The sequence below is a fragment of the Luteibacter aegosomatis genome (genome assembly GCF_023078455.1).
GTDB lineage: Bacteria > Pseudomonadota > Gammaproteobacteria > Xanthomonadales > Rhodanobacteraceae > Luteibacter > Luteibacter aegosomatis.
Genome location: NZ_CP095740.1, coordinates 3638855 through 3654358 on the forward strand (window position 1 = coordinate 3638855; position 15504 = coordinate 3654358).

Annotated in this window: 8 protein-coding genes and 1 pseudogene; 1 reads left to right on the forward strand and 8 read right to left on the reverse strand. The window is 63.1% G+C overall.

The genetic code is table 11. The annotated features are described in order from the left end of the window. Window positions 1–263 precede the first annotated feature (263 nt). The 5 genes and pseudogenes from tldD to L2Y94_RS16400 form a co-directional block, all read right to left on the reverse strand. A complete protein-coding gene (gene tldD / locus L2Y94_RS16380) occupies window positions 264–1703 on the reverse strand; it encodes a metalloprotease TldD (protein ID WP_144909505.1) in 1440 nt (479 codons plus the stop codon). Between the two features lie 170 nt (window positions 1704–1873). After that, complete coding sequence (locus tag L2Y94_RS16385) at window positions 1874–3514, reverse strand: peptidoglycan-binding protein (protein ID WP_247369253.1); 1641 nt, start codon at window positions 3512–3514, stop codon at window positions 1874–1876. 10 nt (window positions 3515–3524) lie between these two features. Beyond that, entirely contained in the window at window positions 3525–4427 is a 903-nt protein-coding gene (locus tag L2Y94_RS16390) for a hypothetical protein (RefSeq protein WP_247369272.1), read from the reverse strand. 215 nt (window positions 4428–4642) lie between these two features. Continuing rightward, window positions 4643–5539: a hypothetical protein gene (locus L2Y94_RS16395; protein WP_247369274.1), complete on the reverse strand. Its 897-nt coding sequence runs from the start codon at window positions 5537–5539 to the stop codon at window positions 4643–4645. Window positions 5540–5641: 102 nt separating this feature from the next. Further along, window positions 5642–7279, reverse strand: a pseudogene (locus L2Y94_RS16400) (type IV secretory system conjugative DNA transfer family protein); the annotation flags it as partial. 748 nt (window positions 7280–8027) lie between these two features. On the opposite strand from L2Y94_RS16400, the gene L2Y94_RS16405 reads away from it, so the two are divergent. Further along, window positions 8028–8267 (forward strand): hypothetical protein, encoded by a 240-nt coding sequence (locus tag L2Y94_RS16405; protein WP_247369288.1) that lies wholly within the window; start codon window positions 8028–8030, stop codon window positions 8265–8267. 132 nt (window positions 8268–8399) lie between these two features. On the opposite strand, the gene L2Y94_RS16410 is transcribed toward L2Y94_RS16405, so the two are convergent. From L2Y94_RS16410 to rng, 3 genes are all read right to left on the reverse strand, one after another. Then, window positions 8400–9371: an IS110 family RNA-guided transposase gene (locus tag L2Y94_RS16410; protein ID WP_247369291.1), complete on the reverse strand. Its 972-nt coding sequence runs from the start codon at window positions 9369–9371 to the stop codon at window positions 8400–8402. 731 nt (window positions 9372–10102) lie between these two features. Then, window positions 10103–13969, reverse strand: coding sequence for a YhdP family protein (locus L2Y94_RS16415; protein ID WP_247369294.1), 3867 nt, complete (start codon window positions 13967–13969; stop codon window positions 10103–10105). A 45-nt stretch (window positions 13970–14014) separates the two neighbouring features. Next, the gene (gene rng, locus L2Y94_RS16420) at window positions 14015–15499 is read right to left on the reverse strand and encodes a ribonuclease G (RefSeq protein ID WP_247369297.1); all 1485 of its coding nucleotides are present in this window, start codon (window positions 15497–15499) and stop codon (window positions 14015–14017) included. Window positions 15500–15504: the final 5 nt, after the last annotated feature.

The following is a 15504-nucleotide window of genomic DNA, read 5'->3' on the forward strand; positions in this document are numbered from 1 at the left end:
CAGGGGATGTCCCGAGCACACGACACGCCGCAGGCCGGTGAACGTGCCACCGGCCCTTGCCTTCGAATGCTTTCAAAAGAAGCGAATGAACCCGCTACGCCTGGATCAGACGTCCATACCCTGTCTTCGGCACGGATCATCCACGCAGTAAATGACCATCACAATACTAAATAGGGGTAGACGCGCGCCCCGTAGGGTGACGATTTTTCAATCCGTGATGGGCGTCGTGTTTAAGGGTGACTGGATAGTTTTGGGCAAGACGCTCAGGCGGCCGTGCCGCCCACCGTCATGCCGTCGACACGAAGCGTCGGCTGACCCACGCCCACCGGCACGCTCTGCCCATCCTTGCCGCACACGCCCACCCCCTCGTCCAGCGCGAGGTCGTTGCCGATCATCGATACGCGGGTGAGCACCTCGGGACCGGAACCCACCAGGGTGGCGCCCTTCACCGGTGCGGTGATCTTGCCGTCCTCGATGAGGTAGGCCTCGCTGGCCGAGAAAACGAACTTGCCGTTGGTGATGTCGACCTGGCCGCCGCCGAAGTTCACGGCATACAGGCCGTTCTTCACCGAGCGGATGATCTCTTCGGGCTCACGCTGGCCAGCCAGCATGTAGGTGTTGGTCATGCGCGGCATCGGCAGCTGGGCGAAGGATTCGCGGCGGCCGTTCCCGGTGGGCTTCACGCCCATCAGCCGGGCGTTGAGCTTGTCCTGCATGTAACCCTTGAGGATGCCGTTTTCGATGAGGGTGGTGCACTCGGTCCGCGTGCCCTCGTCGTCGATGTTGAGCGAGCCACGGCGTCCCGGCAGGGTACCGTCGTCCACCACCGTCACGCCCTCGGCCGCCACGCGCTGGCCGATGCGCCCGGCGAAGGCCGAGCTGCCCTTGCGGTTGAAGTCGCCCTCGAGGCCATGGCCGATGGCTTCGTGCAGCAGCACGCCGGGCCAGCCCGGACCGAGTACGACGGTCATGGTGCCGGCCGGCGCATCCACCGCGTCGAGATTGACCAGCGCTTGGCGCACGGCTTCCTCCGCGAAGGCATGGGCGCGACCGTTCTCGATCAGCTCGCGGTAGCCGTAACGCCCGCCACCCCCGGCGTGGCCCTGCTCGCGACGGCCGTTCTGCTCGGCGATCACCTGCACGTTGAGCCGCACCAGCGGTCGCACGTCGGCGGCCAGGGTGCCGTCGGAGCCCGCCACGAGGATGGTATCGAGCGTGGCCGAGAGGCTCACCACCACCTGCTTCACCCTGGGATCGCGGGAACGCGCATAGGCGTCCACCTCGCGCAGGAGGGCGATCTTCTCTTCGTTCGGCAGGCTCTCCACCGGATCGATGGCCGGGTACAGGGCCCGTCCCGTCGCCAGTGACAGCGGCTTGCCCGCACCGGCCCCGCCCTGGGCGATGGCCCGCGCGGCGCGCGAGGCCTCCAGGAGCTGAGGCAGCACGATCTCATCGGAGTAGGAAAAGCCGGTCTTCTCACCCGAGATGGCCCGCACGCCCACGCCCTGCTCGATCGAGTGGTTGCCGTCCTTCACGATGCCCTCCTCCAGCAGCCAGGATTCGCTGCGCGAATGCTGGAAATAGAGGTCGGCCGCGTCGATGGAAGGGCCCATCAGCTGCGAAAACACGCGATCCAGGTCGGAAGCGGCCAAACCGCCCGGGGTGAGGAGGCGACGTTCGGCGAGGGTGATCAGGGAATCCATGGAGGCTACCGGTAACGGGTGACAGGCTCCGAGATGGGGCCCGAAACCGCCAGCTTAAACCCTTGGGAGGGTTTGGCGAAAACCGGATGCTTCGACGTAAACACTGGCCCCCAGGAGGCGACGCGGCAGGCGAGGCATTCCCACCGTCGCCAAGGCCCCGGCGCCTGCTGTCAACGCACCATCACTGGCCCGAGACTGGCCTCCTGCCGTTGCGCCTGAAGCTGCGCCATCTCCTGCATCTGCTGCTGGTCGAAGGATTGGACCCGCTCGAGGCTCTCCTGCTCGGACGGACGCTGGAGGAGGTCGACATCCGCATAGCCTGTGAGCGCCCCGAACACCTCGATCCTGTCGTCCTTGATCTCGAACGTTCCGATCCGGCCCGGCTTGATGCCGCCTTCGTGGCAGGCCGCCGTTATCTGGGCGACGCGATCCTCCTTCGTGTTTTCGGGCAGCATCCGCTTGATCTCGCGATAGAGCGCGTTTTGTGGATGCTCCGGATCGCTGAATCGCATCGGCTCGGACTCCGGTGGCGCGAGCGAAGGCTGCCGCTGCACCCGCGGTGCCGGATCGGTCCACTGCGGGTCGATGATCGGCGCCTGCGGCAACTGCTTCAACTCGGCGATAAAGGCCTGGCCGTGAAGCAGGGAGCGCGTCCGCTCGTCGGGCTGACCCGTAACCTCAAGCCCCTGTGCGCGTTGGAATCGCGCCACCGCTGCTTGCGTGGATATGTCGTAAACGCCGTGAACCTCGAGGGGCTCGCCTTTCATGTCGGCGATGCCGAGGGCATTGAGGTTCTTCTGCAAGCTGCGGATCAATGCGTCATCGGTGACCGCCAGGCCGGGAACAGGTTCAGGCGCAAACGAGCGATACATAGACATGGCCGTATCCGGCTCTTCCTGACGCAGGTAGGGCGCGTCAGGCAGTCCGAAAGACCGACGTTTCGTTTCGACTGCTTCGCGTACCACCGCCTGTACGCTCGGGTCCGCCCGGCCATTCACCGTGAGTCCGTGATCGCGCTGGAACTTTTCCACGGCCGCTCGGGTATTGACTCCGTCGTCGCCGTCAACCGTCAGCGCCCTGTTGTGTTTGTCGGTGTAACCAAGCTCGTTCAAGTTCCGCTGAACTTGCATCAGTTCAGGGGAATGGCCCGAATGCGCTACAACATCGAAGTCCGTTTCGATCTGCGCGAGTTGCTCCGCACTTATGGCCCCACTTCGTATATCTCGGATGAGATCTTCGGTAAGGATGCTAGCCCACTGTCGGCCCGCGACGTACCGTTCATTCTCGCCATTCTTCCCGCCGTTTAGCTTAGCTCCAACCGAAATGGCATCTTTGAATCGGCCAAGCCTGTTCTCCCTCCAGAACAACAAGGATATTTTCGCTGCATTCTTTGGCTCGGCGGCAGCATCGGGATTGGAAATCAAATCCACGCCAATCAAGCCACCATAGACTCGATAGTTGTATCTACCCGTCAGCTGGAAATATCCACGCCCACGGAATTTCCAACCATCCCCCGGCTCGGAATTCTCCAAGCTCGGTCTCCGCTCATACATGACCGTTGCAATCCTTCGGGGATCGCGGCTATCGATGGCGCTTTGAATTTCCTCAAGAGTGAAACGTTCGATCGCAGAGCTGGCAGCGCTCAGCAGCCTGTCGACGCTCGCATATCCGAATGACTCGTGCATAACCGAAAATTTTCGTGTTTCGACAGACGCGTTCGCCATAAGATTAGCAAGCTCGACGGGAGACGTGATGCCGGATTCTATTGCCTCTCTCAGCAAGAAAGCGGCCGATTCATTAAGCCGTGGCACGCATCACTCCTTATCTACTTTTCGTGCGATGCTTGCTGATCGTTCCGGCCATCCAGATCGGATCAAGATCCTCCATGGGAATCAGCCCGAAGTCCTCCGGAAAAGAAGCCTCCTCCGTAGTGAAAATCAAATAGCCTTCATCATCCGTCTCATTAAAGTGGTACTCGGCTTTCGCCGAAGACACGAGCCACTTGCCACTATTGAGAAAAAACGAGTAGCTGAACCAGCCTGCAGCAGTGCTGTTGGAATAGTTCTTGAATTTGATCATTCCCGAAGAGAGATCGAGGTTCTCATCCAACTCACGGTATCCGGCACGTTTATTCGTATTATTTCCATCACAATTGACGGCCCCTCGGCTTCGACCCTTAATCGTCGCATGGTCTTCGATCACGTCAATGACGACGAGTTCGCAAGCGAACTCCGCCTTCCACACGTAGTCAGGATCGGATGGCGCTGGCCCTTTGATCTGAGTACGAGTCACCAGGGCTACAGTCTTGCCCCGCCCATCATCGCTATCGACCGCCTGATAGGCGATGACCACCTGGTCATTACCGATCACAGAACGAACGCTCTCCGGAATATCCCTGCTCGAACTTGCAGGCTTCTCGACTGCCAAAGCGGGTTGACTCAAAGATAGCCCTAGCGCCGCCGCCATTGCGATACGTGTTGGATTCATATCGTTGTACTCATGGATTCCATTTCCGGATAACCGGGTTATCTGTTCAAGTCTCGGTTTACGTTTTGGCTCGACAGGAGCAGTTTGGCGCGGCCGTGGCCCGAGTTCCCGTTCGGTCCTCTCGTTGATGACCGCCAAGTCCCGCAGAAGCTGGAGTTCATGCAGCGGATCCGGCCGCGACAGCTTGTGTACGGGTTGAAGCGATGAGGCTGGCGTGTCGTCGTCTTCCGTATTCATGTTGCCTTCTTTTATTTTCTTCAGTCTTCGATGAGCAGGCGAAGACCTTGGGGCTGGTCGCTTCATCCTGGGTTTCGGAGACGTTGCTTCGACGCCATGACGAGCCCGGGGATCGCTAGCTTCGGCCTTAGACGCTTAGTGAAGAAGTCATCCTTTTATTAACGGATCCTCGAAATTTCACCGGATGACGCGACAGGCGAGTCGTCCCAACGTCCTTACCAATCAATCGACTTGTTTCGCGCAAGGGCGTCATGGATATCGTCAGGGTCGAAGCCATCCATGGGCATATACTTGAAATCCCTCGGATAAGATGCCTTTTCGCGGGCAACGACAACTTCGTCCGCCTCCGCCGAGGCGGCATGATCCACATAATAGGAAACTGCCCCGCTCGCGTGCCACGATCCCCGGCTCGATTTGAATGAGTAGCTGTAGGATCCGCCTCGGATATTGTCGTTCAGAAATGTCACACTCGTCGGCGACACCTCCAGTTGATCGTTGAGCTCAAGCTCAGCAGCCACCCTGTTGATATGGTTGTACTCGCAATCGACGACCTTTCCATTTCGCCCGACGGCAACCAGCTTCCCGTCCTTCGATTCGAACAATGCGAGTTCGCACGCGTACTCGACGTCCCACTCGCTCTCTGCTTTCGCGGGATCCGGCCCCCTGGTCTGCCACCGGGTCACCAGGGCGACAAGCTGGTCACCCTCATCGTTCGTCTTGACGCTTCGATACGCGAGCACTTGCCGACCTGGTTCGACAAGGGAACGTATCGCGGCAGGGACGCTCTTCTCGGCAGCCAACGCCGTCTCGGATGCCATGACCGATGGAGTGGATGACAAGCCAAGCGCTGCAGCCATGGCCATGTTCAAGGGATTCATATCGCTGTGCTCCTCTGGCATGAGCGTCATTCGACGCGAACGTTCGATATTCGGTTTACGCTTGGGTTCAACGAGCACTGCCTGCCGGGACCTTGGCCCGAACTCTCGCTCGGTCCGCTCATTGATGATCGCCAAGTCCCGCAGAAGCTGGAGGTCATGCAACGGGTCAGGCCGAGACAACTTATGGACGGCTTGAAGCGATGAGGCTGGAGTGTCGTCGTCTTCGGTATTCATGTCGCCTTCCTTTGGCTTTCTTCAGTCTTCAGTGAGCCGTCGAAGACCTTGGGGGCTGATCGCTTTCATCCTGGGTTTCGGCGACGTGTTTTGCGTCGAACCCATGACGAGCCCCGGAATCGCCACCTTCGGCCTCAGCCGCCTGGTGAAGAAGCCGTCCTTGTAGTAGCGGATCTTTCGGCATCGGACCGGATGCGGCAGACCTTCGTAGAGAAACACTTCGTCGTCGGCCCCCATGGCCTTCAACTCCTGGGGAAGCATCAGGGCGCGCCGTTCTTCGCTTTCGGTGCGGCTGATGTCCCGCCCGCGGGTGACGCTCTCCCTGCGTAACGTGGTGTAGCCGAGCATCTCGGAGTAGTCGTTGGCGTCCTGCTGTTCGCGAGGCGCGTAGATGATCTGGAGGGCGTGGTTGGTTATCAACGTACGGGCTTCGTCACGGCCATACGTGGCGTCGAGCTGGGCCATGCTCTGGATGATGGGAAGCAGGCGAAGGTTGTAGCCGGCCATATAGCTGACCGCGGTCGCGATGATGTCCACGCGGCCGATGCTCGTGAATTCGTCCATCAGGAGCAGGCACTGGTGCTTCAGCTCCGGGTTCGTGCCCGGCATCTCCCTCGTATTGACGTTGATGAGCTGACTGAAGAACAGGTTCACGAGAACGCGGCTCTCGGCGAGCTTGTTCGGCAGGATGCCGATGTAGATCGTCATCTTCTTCTTTCGAACGTCCCTGAGATCGAAGTCGTTACCACTGGTGGCCGCGTCGAGCACCGGATTGATGAAAGCGTTCAATGGCTCCTTGAAGCTGCCCAGGATGGAGTTGAAGGTCTCCTCCGCCTGCGAGGTCAGGTTGGCGAAAGCCGTCTTGGCATGACTGCTCAGGTATCCCTCCTCGGCCAGTTCAAGAAGATATGGCTTCAGGTCACCGCCATTGCCGGAAGACAGGCGATAGATCTGGCCGAGCGTCGGCGTTTCCCCACCGCGCTCGAACAAGTAGAGCGCAAAGGCCATGAAGGCGTTGCGCGACTGGCTCACCCAGAACGTCTGGTCGCCCGAGCCATCGGGCCAGAGCATGGCGGCAATGGCCTGGAGATCGGAGATACGGAAATCCGGATCGTTCGACACGTAGCTCAGCGGATTCCAGCGTTGCGTCCGGCGGTCTTCGGCAAACGGGTTGAACAGATAGATCTCCTGGCCCTGGCTGGCCCGCCAGCCGCTGGTCAGTTCGAAGTTCTCCTGTTTGATGTCGAGGACGACCATCGAATCGTCGTAAGTGAGCAGGTTGGGAATGACCACGCCCACGCCTTTGCCCGACCGCGTGGGTGCCGCAAGGATGACGAATTGCTGGCCGGGCATACGGATCAGGCGTCGGCCCATTTTTCCGATGACGATGCCTTGTGGCGACGGCGCGAAGAGGCCTGCCTTGCGCAGGTCCGAGGGTTTGGCGAAGCGCGCGTCTCCGTGCGTGGACCGGGGCTTCCCACGTCGATGGAGGCCCATGAGCAGACCGACCAGCGCCAAGCTGGGAACACCGATGCCGATGCCGCCCGCGGCATGGATACGCCACGCGAAGGGCGCGTAGGCAGGCTGATCGGCCACCTGGAAGTAGCGCCACCACGTATTCCACGAAGGGCTGTGCTGGAAGCCGAGCAGAAAATGAGTGAGATACGCCGATCCGTAAAGCGCGGCCACGAGGGCCACCACGCACGCCGTCATCCCGACGGCGATCTTTCCAAGAGGCATGCAACGAACGTCCTGTCGAACCACAACGATGACGTCATGTTTTGGCTTTCGACGCTCGCTTTGCAAACCGGCGTGAGCGGATTCGGCATAGGTGACGGGCTGATTCGGGGTTCGTCGATGTGCTTGCGACGTTGGGCGCGGCTCGATGTTTACGAAACAACTCAAAGTTGTCTCAAATGAGGGGTGTGCGCTTCGCAGGATTCGCCGATACGATCGGCTCCCACCCTTCGGTAGCAGGCGTCGGCTGATACGGATATCAGGCGACTACATACAACACGGACGTGTTTTGGTAGTTTCGTGTCGTTGCCTGCGCCGTGTGTCGAATGCGCTGCACAGGCAACCATCGCTCGATGCGGTGAGAAGCGCGGGCCAGGGGTGTTGACGCACCACGAGGCCCGCTGACCACAATCAATGAAAGAGATTGATCATGGCCGAGCCGAAGTCTAAGGCATTACCCCGCTTGCCGCTTCCCCGCGGCGACACCCTCAACGGTTACCGGGCCGTCTGGCGTTATTCCAGACACGGTTGACGAACCGCGGCGCCCGCCGTTCGGGCTTGAGATGTTTCTTGCCGTTCTTACCCGGCGTGGTCACGTGCGCCTGTAAGACACGGTAGGGCGTCGCCTGCTTCCTCGATCAACGCGCTCCGGCGCCCGGTCACGGGCGGGCCGGTGAGATCTCATGGCCTTGGGCGATGTGTTTCATCGCGGCACGTCGTTGGTGGCGTGCCGCACCTTGGAGGAGTTTCTATGGATGAGTGTTTGACGTTCGATCCGGATGCGACGGTGGATGAGCTGTTGAACCGCGCGGCGGAATGGTTGCAGTACGCGCGTGGGGTGACCGATCTGTTGGTGGAATCGATCCAGGAGACGGAATTGCCGGATCGGCAGCGGATGGCGTTGGCCTTGGGTGCGGTCAGTACGTTGACGGCGATGGGTACGCGGTGTGCGATGCGGGCGCATGGGCGGATGCAGTGGGACAAGGCGTAGGTGGGCATGTCGCTTGCCCGCATGCACCGCGCTGGGCTCCTGCGTGCGCAGGAACGACGGGCTACAAGAATGACAGTGGCGTATAACCCCCTCACGTCGTTCCTGCGCACGCAGATACCGTGTCTTGACGGCCTAGGCAAGGGCGATCTGAGGGTCAAAATCACGCCCGGATCGCACAACGCCCCAAGCGATGTGCAGCAGCTTACGCATGCCGGCGACCATGGCGACGCGGTGTGGCTTGCCGCGCTCCCGTAGACGCTGGATGAAGGCTCGGATGGCGGGGTTATGAGTCATCGCGGTCAGCGTGGACATGTATAGCTTGGCCCGGACCAGCGCCGAGCCAAGCTTGGCGATCGCCCGTGAGCCCTTCCATTGCCCGGATTCGCGAATAAACGAGTTCAGGCCGGTGAAGGCCGTGAGCTTGCCCGGATCGTCGAAGCGCCTGAGGTCACCCACGCTGGCCAGCAAGACGGCACTGACGGCTGGACCGATGCCCGGGATGCTCTCCAGCAACCGACGGTCACCTTTCATGTCCGGGTCCGAATCGATGTGGTCGTCGATCATCCGGCGCAACTGGGCGATCTGCTCTTCGATGCCGGACAGGACGCGCTCGATAGAGGCCAGCACGTCAGACGCGGTCGTCGCCTCGCGACGATTTTCTTCCATGACCTTCATCTGCAACAGGTCATCCAGACGCATCACCAGGGCACGCAGGCGACGCTGGGAGGGCTTGGGCGGGATCCAGGGTTGCAGATCCGTCTGCGCGGCGGCGAAACGCGCGATCAGCTTGGCGTCCGTGCGATCGCTTTTGGCTCGCAGCAGCTCGCTCTTGGCGAAATGGGCGATCCGTGACGGGTTGATCACGTAGACGGTGACGCCGCGCTCGTGAAGAAACGTGGCCAGCGCCTCGTGATAAATGCTGGTGGCTTCCATGCACACGGCAGCCGTCGGCGCATGCTTGTCGCGCCAAGCCATGAACTCGGCGAAGCCCTTGGCTTGATTGGCCAGCTTGGCGCGGGTCTGGTACTTGCCCGGTTTATCCAGTGGTAGCGCCACGTCGAAAGTGGCTTTGGCCATGTCGATGCCGATGATCGTCGATGTCATCTCGGAACTCCTGTGAAACCAAAACATTCCGATCATCAGCGAGATAGCGCCAGGCTCATCCTTATCAGTGCAGGCTCTGACCCAAAGGTCGTCCCAAGATACCGTTCGAGCTCACAGGCGCATGAAACGGGACAAGGGCAACGATCTGCGTCACGGGCTCGAAGCCCAAGGAACCCAACGGTGTCACCTTGTCCCCACCGATGATCAGTCGGGGATTCTCGCTCCATCGGGAGCGAGAATCGAGACATAAGGAACCCAGCGCCTCTCGTCCGAGGGGGCGACAACGTTCCATCGGCTTTTGATCTTCGCGCCGCGAGCGTGTCGAACCCTTGGATCGCCGATGAAGTCTGCTCCCATAACATCACCAACCCACACCGCACCGCCGAAAGAGCCCCGGCCGCGCGCCCTGTCGGCCGGGTTAGGCGTCCGAGGACCTCGAAGCGGAAGAGACCCCGCAGGGGCGCCGGTCAGGATGACCGGCGTTCTTCGCCGAGACAGGATGTCGAGTCGAAGAATCCCGCGTAGAGGTCCGTGCCCCGAAGGGGACGGGCGACGTGCGGCCGACAGGGCGCGCGGTCGGGGCGACCGCCTCGGTCCGCACCGCTCTTCGCGCCGAAGGCGCGTGGATACATGCATTCGCTTGAAGCGAATGAACCGATTGCAGGCGACGCGAGAACCAACCGCCTCGCCGTAGGCACCGGCCCGCGCCGGTGCGACGGGCGTTTGCGTCACTACGGCTTCTGCGGCGCCGAAGGTACGTCCTTGTCCACCGGCGTTATCACTGGCTTATCCCACGTGCCACCGATGTGGTATCGCTTGCGCGCCGCCTGGTTGAGGCCATGACCGAGAATGCCCTGCACGGCCAGACCAGCCGCCGCACCCACCGGACCGCCAGCCAGCGCACCCACCACCGGCAGGCTGTTGCCGACGTGCGGGACCACGAGCAACTGCTGGTCGTAATCGCGCGCACGCAGGCCGGTGCGGCCGGTGATCGAAATCTCCGCCGCCGGACCGCGAATCTTCAGGTTCTGCGTGGTCGCCGTGCCATCGGCGAACTGGAAATCGCCGGTGATCGAATCGAAGCCGAAGCCCTTGCCCAGCACGTCGCCGAAATCCAGGCCGAGGCGCCTCGGCAGTTCGGTGACCGAAACCAGCCCGAAAAGACGGCCGACGCCGGGCTGCACTTCGAGGATGCGACCGTTGGCGATGTCGATTTTCAGCGAGCCGTTCATGTTCGCCAACGCCAGTGCGGAAGGCCCGCCGGGCCAGATGGCGTCGAGTCGCGCGGACGTGCGTCCTCCCTGGAGGATGCCCGCGAAGCCCAGCGCGTCGAACATGCGCGCCACGTCTTCGGCGGCGAAGTCGATCGTGAGGTGCGTGCGGCTGTGCTTGTCGTCGCCGTTCCAGTCGCCCGATGCGGTGATCTGCACCTGCTTGGACTGCGCACGCAACTGGTCGATGTGCATGCCTTCGTCGGTCGGCCAGGTCTCCAATCGCGCTTCGCCGAGCTTCGCCTTGCCCAGCCGCATGTCGGTCACGTGCAGGTGCAACGGGGGAAGGCTCGACGGCGCCACGCCCGCTTCGTTCGCGTCGGCCGGCTTCTTCGTCGCGCCAGCCTCCTCGGCCTGGGCCACGGTCGCCGCCGTCGTCGCGGCGGCACCGGCGACGGCCTTGCCCTTCTTCGCCGCGTCGGCGGCATCGTCGGCGGCCGGCCACCAGAGCTTGTCCATGCGCGCCGTGATGCCTCGACGGCGAAGATCGTCGTTGGGCACGGTGAGCTGTCCGACCATGCCGTCGCTGTCGACGCGCAGGGACAGTTCCCTCGGCCCGGGGGTGGCCACCAGGTGCATGTTGCTGAAGTGCTGGGCGAAGACCTCGCCATCGTCGGTGGTGAGATCCAGGCCGTACAGGCCGGGCCCATCGTTGCCCGTGGACATGCCGACCACGTATTGCACCCATCCTGAGACGTCCAGGTGCGATGCGTGACCGCCAATGAGGTAGCCCTCCGGCGGCATCGTGGACGGTACGCCGCTGCCGAGGTTGAAGGCCGCGGCCAATGGCACACGGTGCGGCTCGTCGGGGAGGCGCAGGCGGCCGCGCACGACATCGCCCAACGCGATGTCCAACTGCGCGCCGTCCACCGGCAGGCCGACGCGCACCGATAAAGGCTCCGCCTGCGTGGCGGGCTTCTTCACCGGCGTCGGCATGCGCAACTCGACGCCGCGCAGGTCGGAATCCACGGTGAGCGTCTGCGTGGGCTCGCCCTGCGACGCGCGGGCGAGCTCGAAGCCCACGCGGAATGGCCCCCTGCCCTTCGCGATGTCGCCGAGCCACTTGAGGTTGTCGTAGCCGGAGACGAGTTCTTCGACGGTGAACGCGCCCTGGACCGACGCGGCGACGATCTTCGATGGATCGTCCGTGCCGCCGGCGATGGCAAGATCGAGCGTGGCGGGTTGGCCCCGGAAGGCGGTCTTCAGGCCCGTGGCGCGAAAGCCCTTGCCGTCGAAGCTCATGTCGCCGGTGATCTTGTCCAGGCGCAGCTTCCAGGCGTCCGCGACGAGGTCCGCGTCGCGGATGGTGGCCTTGCCGTCGAGGGTAAAATCCTTGGCGTTCTTCAACGGCATGAGCAGGTTGAAGCCGAACTCACCGCTGCCGCCGAGCTGCATCCTGTCGAGCGCCTCGCGGCTGTTCGTTCCCACCGGGCTGTTCTTGACGAAGTCGAGATAGCTGGCGCCGGTGCCGACGCCGTTCACGCGCAGGTCGAGCGTGCTGTCGGCGAAGTCGGCGATCTCCGCCGTCGCATGGCTCACTGCGTTACCGAGCGAGTGACCTTCGCTCGCATCGACGAGCATGCCGTTGTCGATGAAGCTGGCGACCGCCGTCACGCCCTCGGCACGCGGCCAGCCGTTGCCGTAGTCGAGCACCAGGTCGTCGATGTCCGCGCGGGCCTCGAAGCGGCCCTCCTGGTTACGGAACGGAAAGTCCCGCAGGTTGCCGCGGAAGACCGCCGACCCGCCGCGAATGTGTCCGGACACCAGGCCGCGGTTGAGCCAGTTCTGAGCGCCCTCCGACATCGAATGCACCGGCCAGAAGAGCTTCGCCGCCGGCACCTCTCCCTCGCCAAGGGCGACGTACATGTCCATGAACGGACCGCCGTCGCCGGACGGCAGCACGAATTCGCCACGCGCCTGCCCACCGAAACCCTCGCCGCGAAAATCGAGCGGATCGATGCCGATATGCCAGCCGTCGTCGTCTTGGTATACCGCGATATCGCCGCCCAGCGAGGACATGGCAAATGGCTTGCGGAACGTGCCCGTCGCATCGAGCACGGTGGCTTGGTGCGGCAGGCTCAGCGCCATCGCTTCCCCGTCGCCGAAGATCTCGCCGTGCAGCGAGGAAACGCCCGGCAACCTGCCGCTGGCGTCGATGCCCAGGCCGGAGAACGTCGCATGCGCGGCGTGCAGGCCGCCGGAGGAGTCCCAGTCGGCGCGCGCTTCGTCGAAGCGCCCGCGTGGATGTCCCTCGCCCAGCCAGCGCGCCATCGCCGGCGAAAGCTGCGGCAGCACACCGGCCCAGGGTACGAGCGGCGCCAGCTCGAGATGACGGGCCACCAGCGTGCCGCGCGAAGCACCCGCCTCCTGGTGCAGCAGCAGGGCCACGTCGCTGCCGTCCGATCCTGCCCAGTCGAAGCGACGCTCGGTACCGGTGGCATCGGCATGCATGTCGAAGAGACCGTGCAATCCTTCGGTCGACACCATGCGATCGGGTCCGCGCACCTTCAGCCCGTCGAGGTCGATGCGCGACGTGGAGCGCGCCACGTGGGCGTCGCGCCATTGCACCCAGGTTTCGAAGCCGCCACGCCCCTTCGCCAGGGTATAGCCGCCTACCTCGATGTCGGACGTCAACGCCGCGAAGTCGACCTGACTGCCCTTGAGATAAACCGTGCCCGACGAGCCGTCGTCGGCGAAACGCGCGGCGGTGGTCAACAGGCCGCCCCCGTTTTCGCGGCGCAACGTGCCTCCGGCTCGCACCACGTGCCCCTGCATGCTGATGCGCAACTGGTCGGCGACGAGACCGTAATGGCGATCCGTGCCCTCGTCGGCGATGTCCAACCGAAGGTTGCCCAGCCACAGGTCGGCCGACATCTGGCCCAGCGACACCTTTTGCGAAGCGCCTCCGGCAGCGAAACCGTCCACGCTCCAGCGTCCGTCCGCGGCGCGGCGCAGTCCCAGGTGCAGGTCGGTCAGGCGCAGGTTCAAGAGGTGCCGCGACGGCAGCACGAGGCCGCCGAAATCGAGTTTCAACGCCGCGCGCGGCAGGTGCAACGGCGCCCCGCCGTTCTCACCGGCGACGCTGACGTCGCGCATGACGAACAGGGGACCGGAAGGCTGCCAAAAGCCTTCCAGCGAGGCGAACGTCACCGGCCGGCCGAGCTTCTCGCTCAGCGTCGCCGCCACCCGGCCGGGATAGCGCGCGGCCAACGGCAACAGCAACTGGCCCAGGGCCATGGCGATGGCGAGCGCGACGAGCACGCTCGCGACCAGTCCAACGAGGAAGAACCGCAGGCGTCGTATGCGATGGCGCCAGGCCGGATTCACCGCCCGGCGTTCCGGCAGCGCTCCGTCAGGTGGATGTGAAAATCCTTAGAGGAGAACGACATCGAACTGTTCCTGCGAGTAATGCTCTTCGGCCTGGAAGCGTATGCTCTTGGCGATGAATTCTTCCAGTTCCGCGACCGCGGCCGATTCTTCCTCGAGGATACGGCCGACGACCTTGGGGCTTGCCATGACCAGCAGCTTTTGCGCGTTGAACTGTCGCACCGCCCGCGTGATCTCGCGAAAGATTTCGTAGATGACGGTCTCGGCCGTCTTCAGCGTGCCACGTCCGCTACAGGCCGGGCATGGCTCGCACAACTGACGCTCCAGGCTTTCGGTAGTGCGCTTGCGGGTCATTTCCACCAGGCCCAACGCCGACATCGGGTAGACCGTGGTCTTGGCGTGGTCGCGCTGCAGGCCCTTCTCGAGCATGCGCAACACCTGGCGCTTGTGCTCGTCGTCGATCATGTCGATGAAGTCGATGATGATGATGCCGCCGAGGTTGCGCAGGCGAAGCTGGCGTGCCGCCGCCTGCGCCGCCTCGAGATTGGTGCGGTACACCGTTTCCTCGAGGTTGCGGCTGCCGAGGTAGCCGCCCGTGTTCACGTCGATGGTGGTCATCGCTTCGGTCTGGTCGACGATGAGGTAGCCACCCGACTTCAGCGGCACCTCCTTGCGCAGCGCGCGCTGGATCTCGTCTTCCACGCCGTAGAGGTCGAAGATCGGGCGTTCGCCGGAATAGTGTTCGACGCGGTCGGACAGCACCGGCATGAACTTCTGCACGAATTTGACCGTCTTCTCGTAGGTTTCGCGTGAATCCACGCGAACCTTCTCGATGCCGTCGTTCAGCGAATCGCGCAGCGAACGCAACGGCAGCGACAATTCTTCGTACACCCGCTCGCCGACCTTGGCCTTGGCGATGTTTTCCTGCACCACGCGCCAGACTTTGCCCAGGTAGGTGACATCGAAGGCCAGGGATTCTTCCGACTGGCCCTCGGCGTTCGTGCGCACGATGTAACCCAGCGGGTTTTCGCCCAGGAGCGGCGTGATGACGTCCTTCAGGCGCTGCCGCTCGGCATCGTCCTCGATGCGCACCGACACGCCCAGCGTGCGCGAGTGCGGCAACAGCACGAGGTAACGGGACGGAATGGACAGGTGCGTCGAAAGGCGCGCGCCCTTGCTGCCGATGGGGTCCTTCACCACCTGGACGACGATTTCCTGTCCTTCGTGCACCAGCTCGCTGATGGACGGGACCGGACCGTGTCCATTGGACTTGCCGCCCTCGGTTTCGGCCGTGTGCAGCGGCGCGCGCACGATATCGGAGGCGTGCAGGAACGCGGCGCGTTCCAGCCCGATCTCCACGAACACCGCCTGCATGCCGGGCATGACGCGCTGCACCCGGCCCTTGTACACGTTGCCCACGTAGCCGCGCTTCTGGGCACGCTCGACGTGGACCTCCTGCAGCATGCCGTTTTCGACGATCGCCACGCGCGTCTCACGCGGCGTGACATTGATCAGGATCTCCTCGCTCACCGCGG

Excerpts from the sequence above, each read along its gene's own strand:
- tldD (WP_144909505.1), bottom strand. The coding sequence starts at position 1,703 with ATGGATTCCCTGATCACCCTCGCCGAACGTCGCCTCCTCACCCCGGGC.
- L2Y94_RS16390 (WP_247369272.1), bottom strand. The coding sequence starts at position 4,427 with ATGAATACGGAAGACGACGACACGCCAGCCTCATCGCTTCAACCCGTA.
- L2Y94_RS16395 (WP_247369274.1), bottom strand. The coding sequence starts at position 5,539 with ATGAATACCGAAGACGACGACACTCCAGCCTCATCGCTTCAAGCCGTC.
- L2Y94_RS16405 (WP_247369288.1), top strand. The coding sequence starts at position 8,028 with ATGGATGAGTGTTTGACGTTCGATCCGGATGCGACGGTGGATGAGCTG.
- L2Y94_RS16410 (WP_247369291.1), bottom strand. The coding sequence starts at position 9,371 with ATGACATCGACGATCATCGGCATCGACATGGCCAAAGCCACTTTCGAC.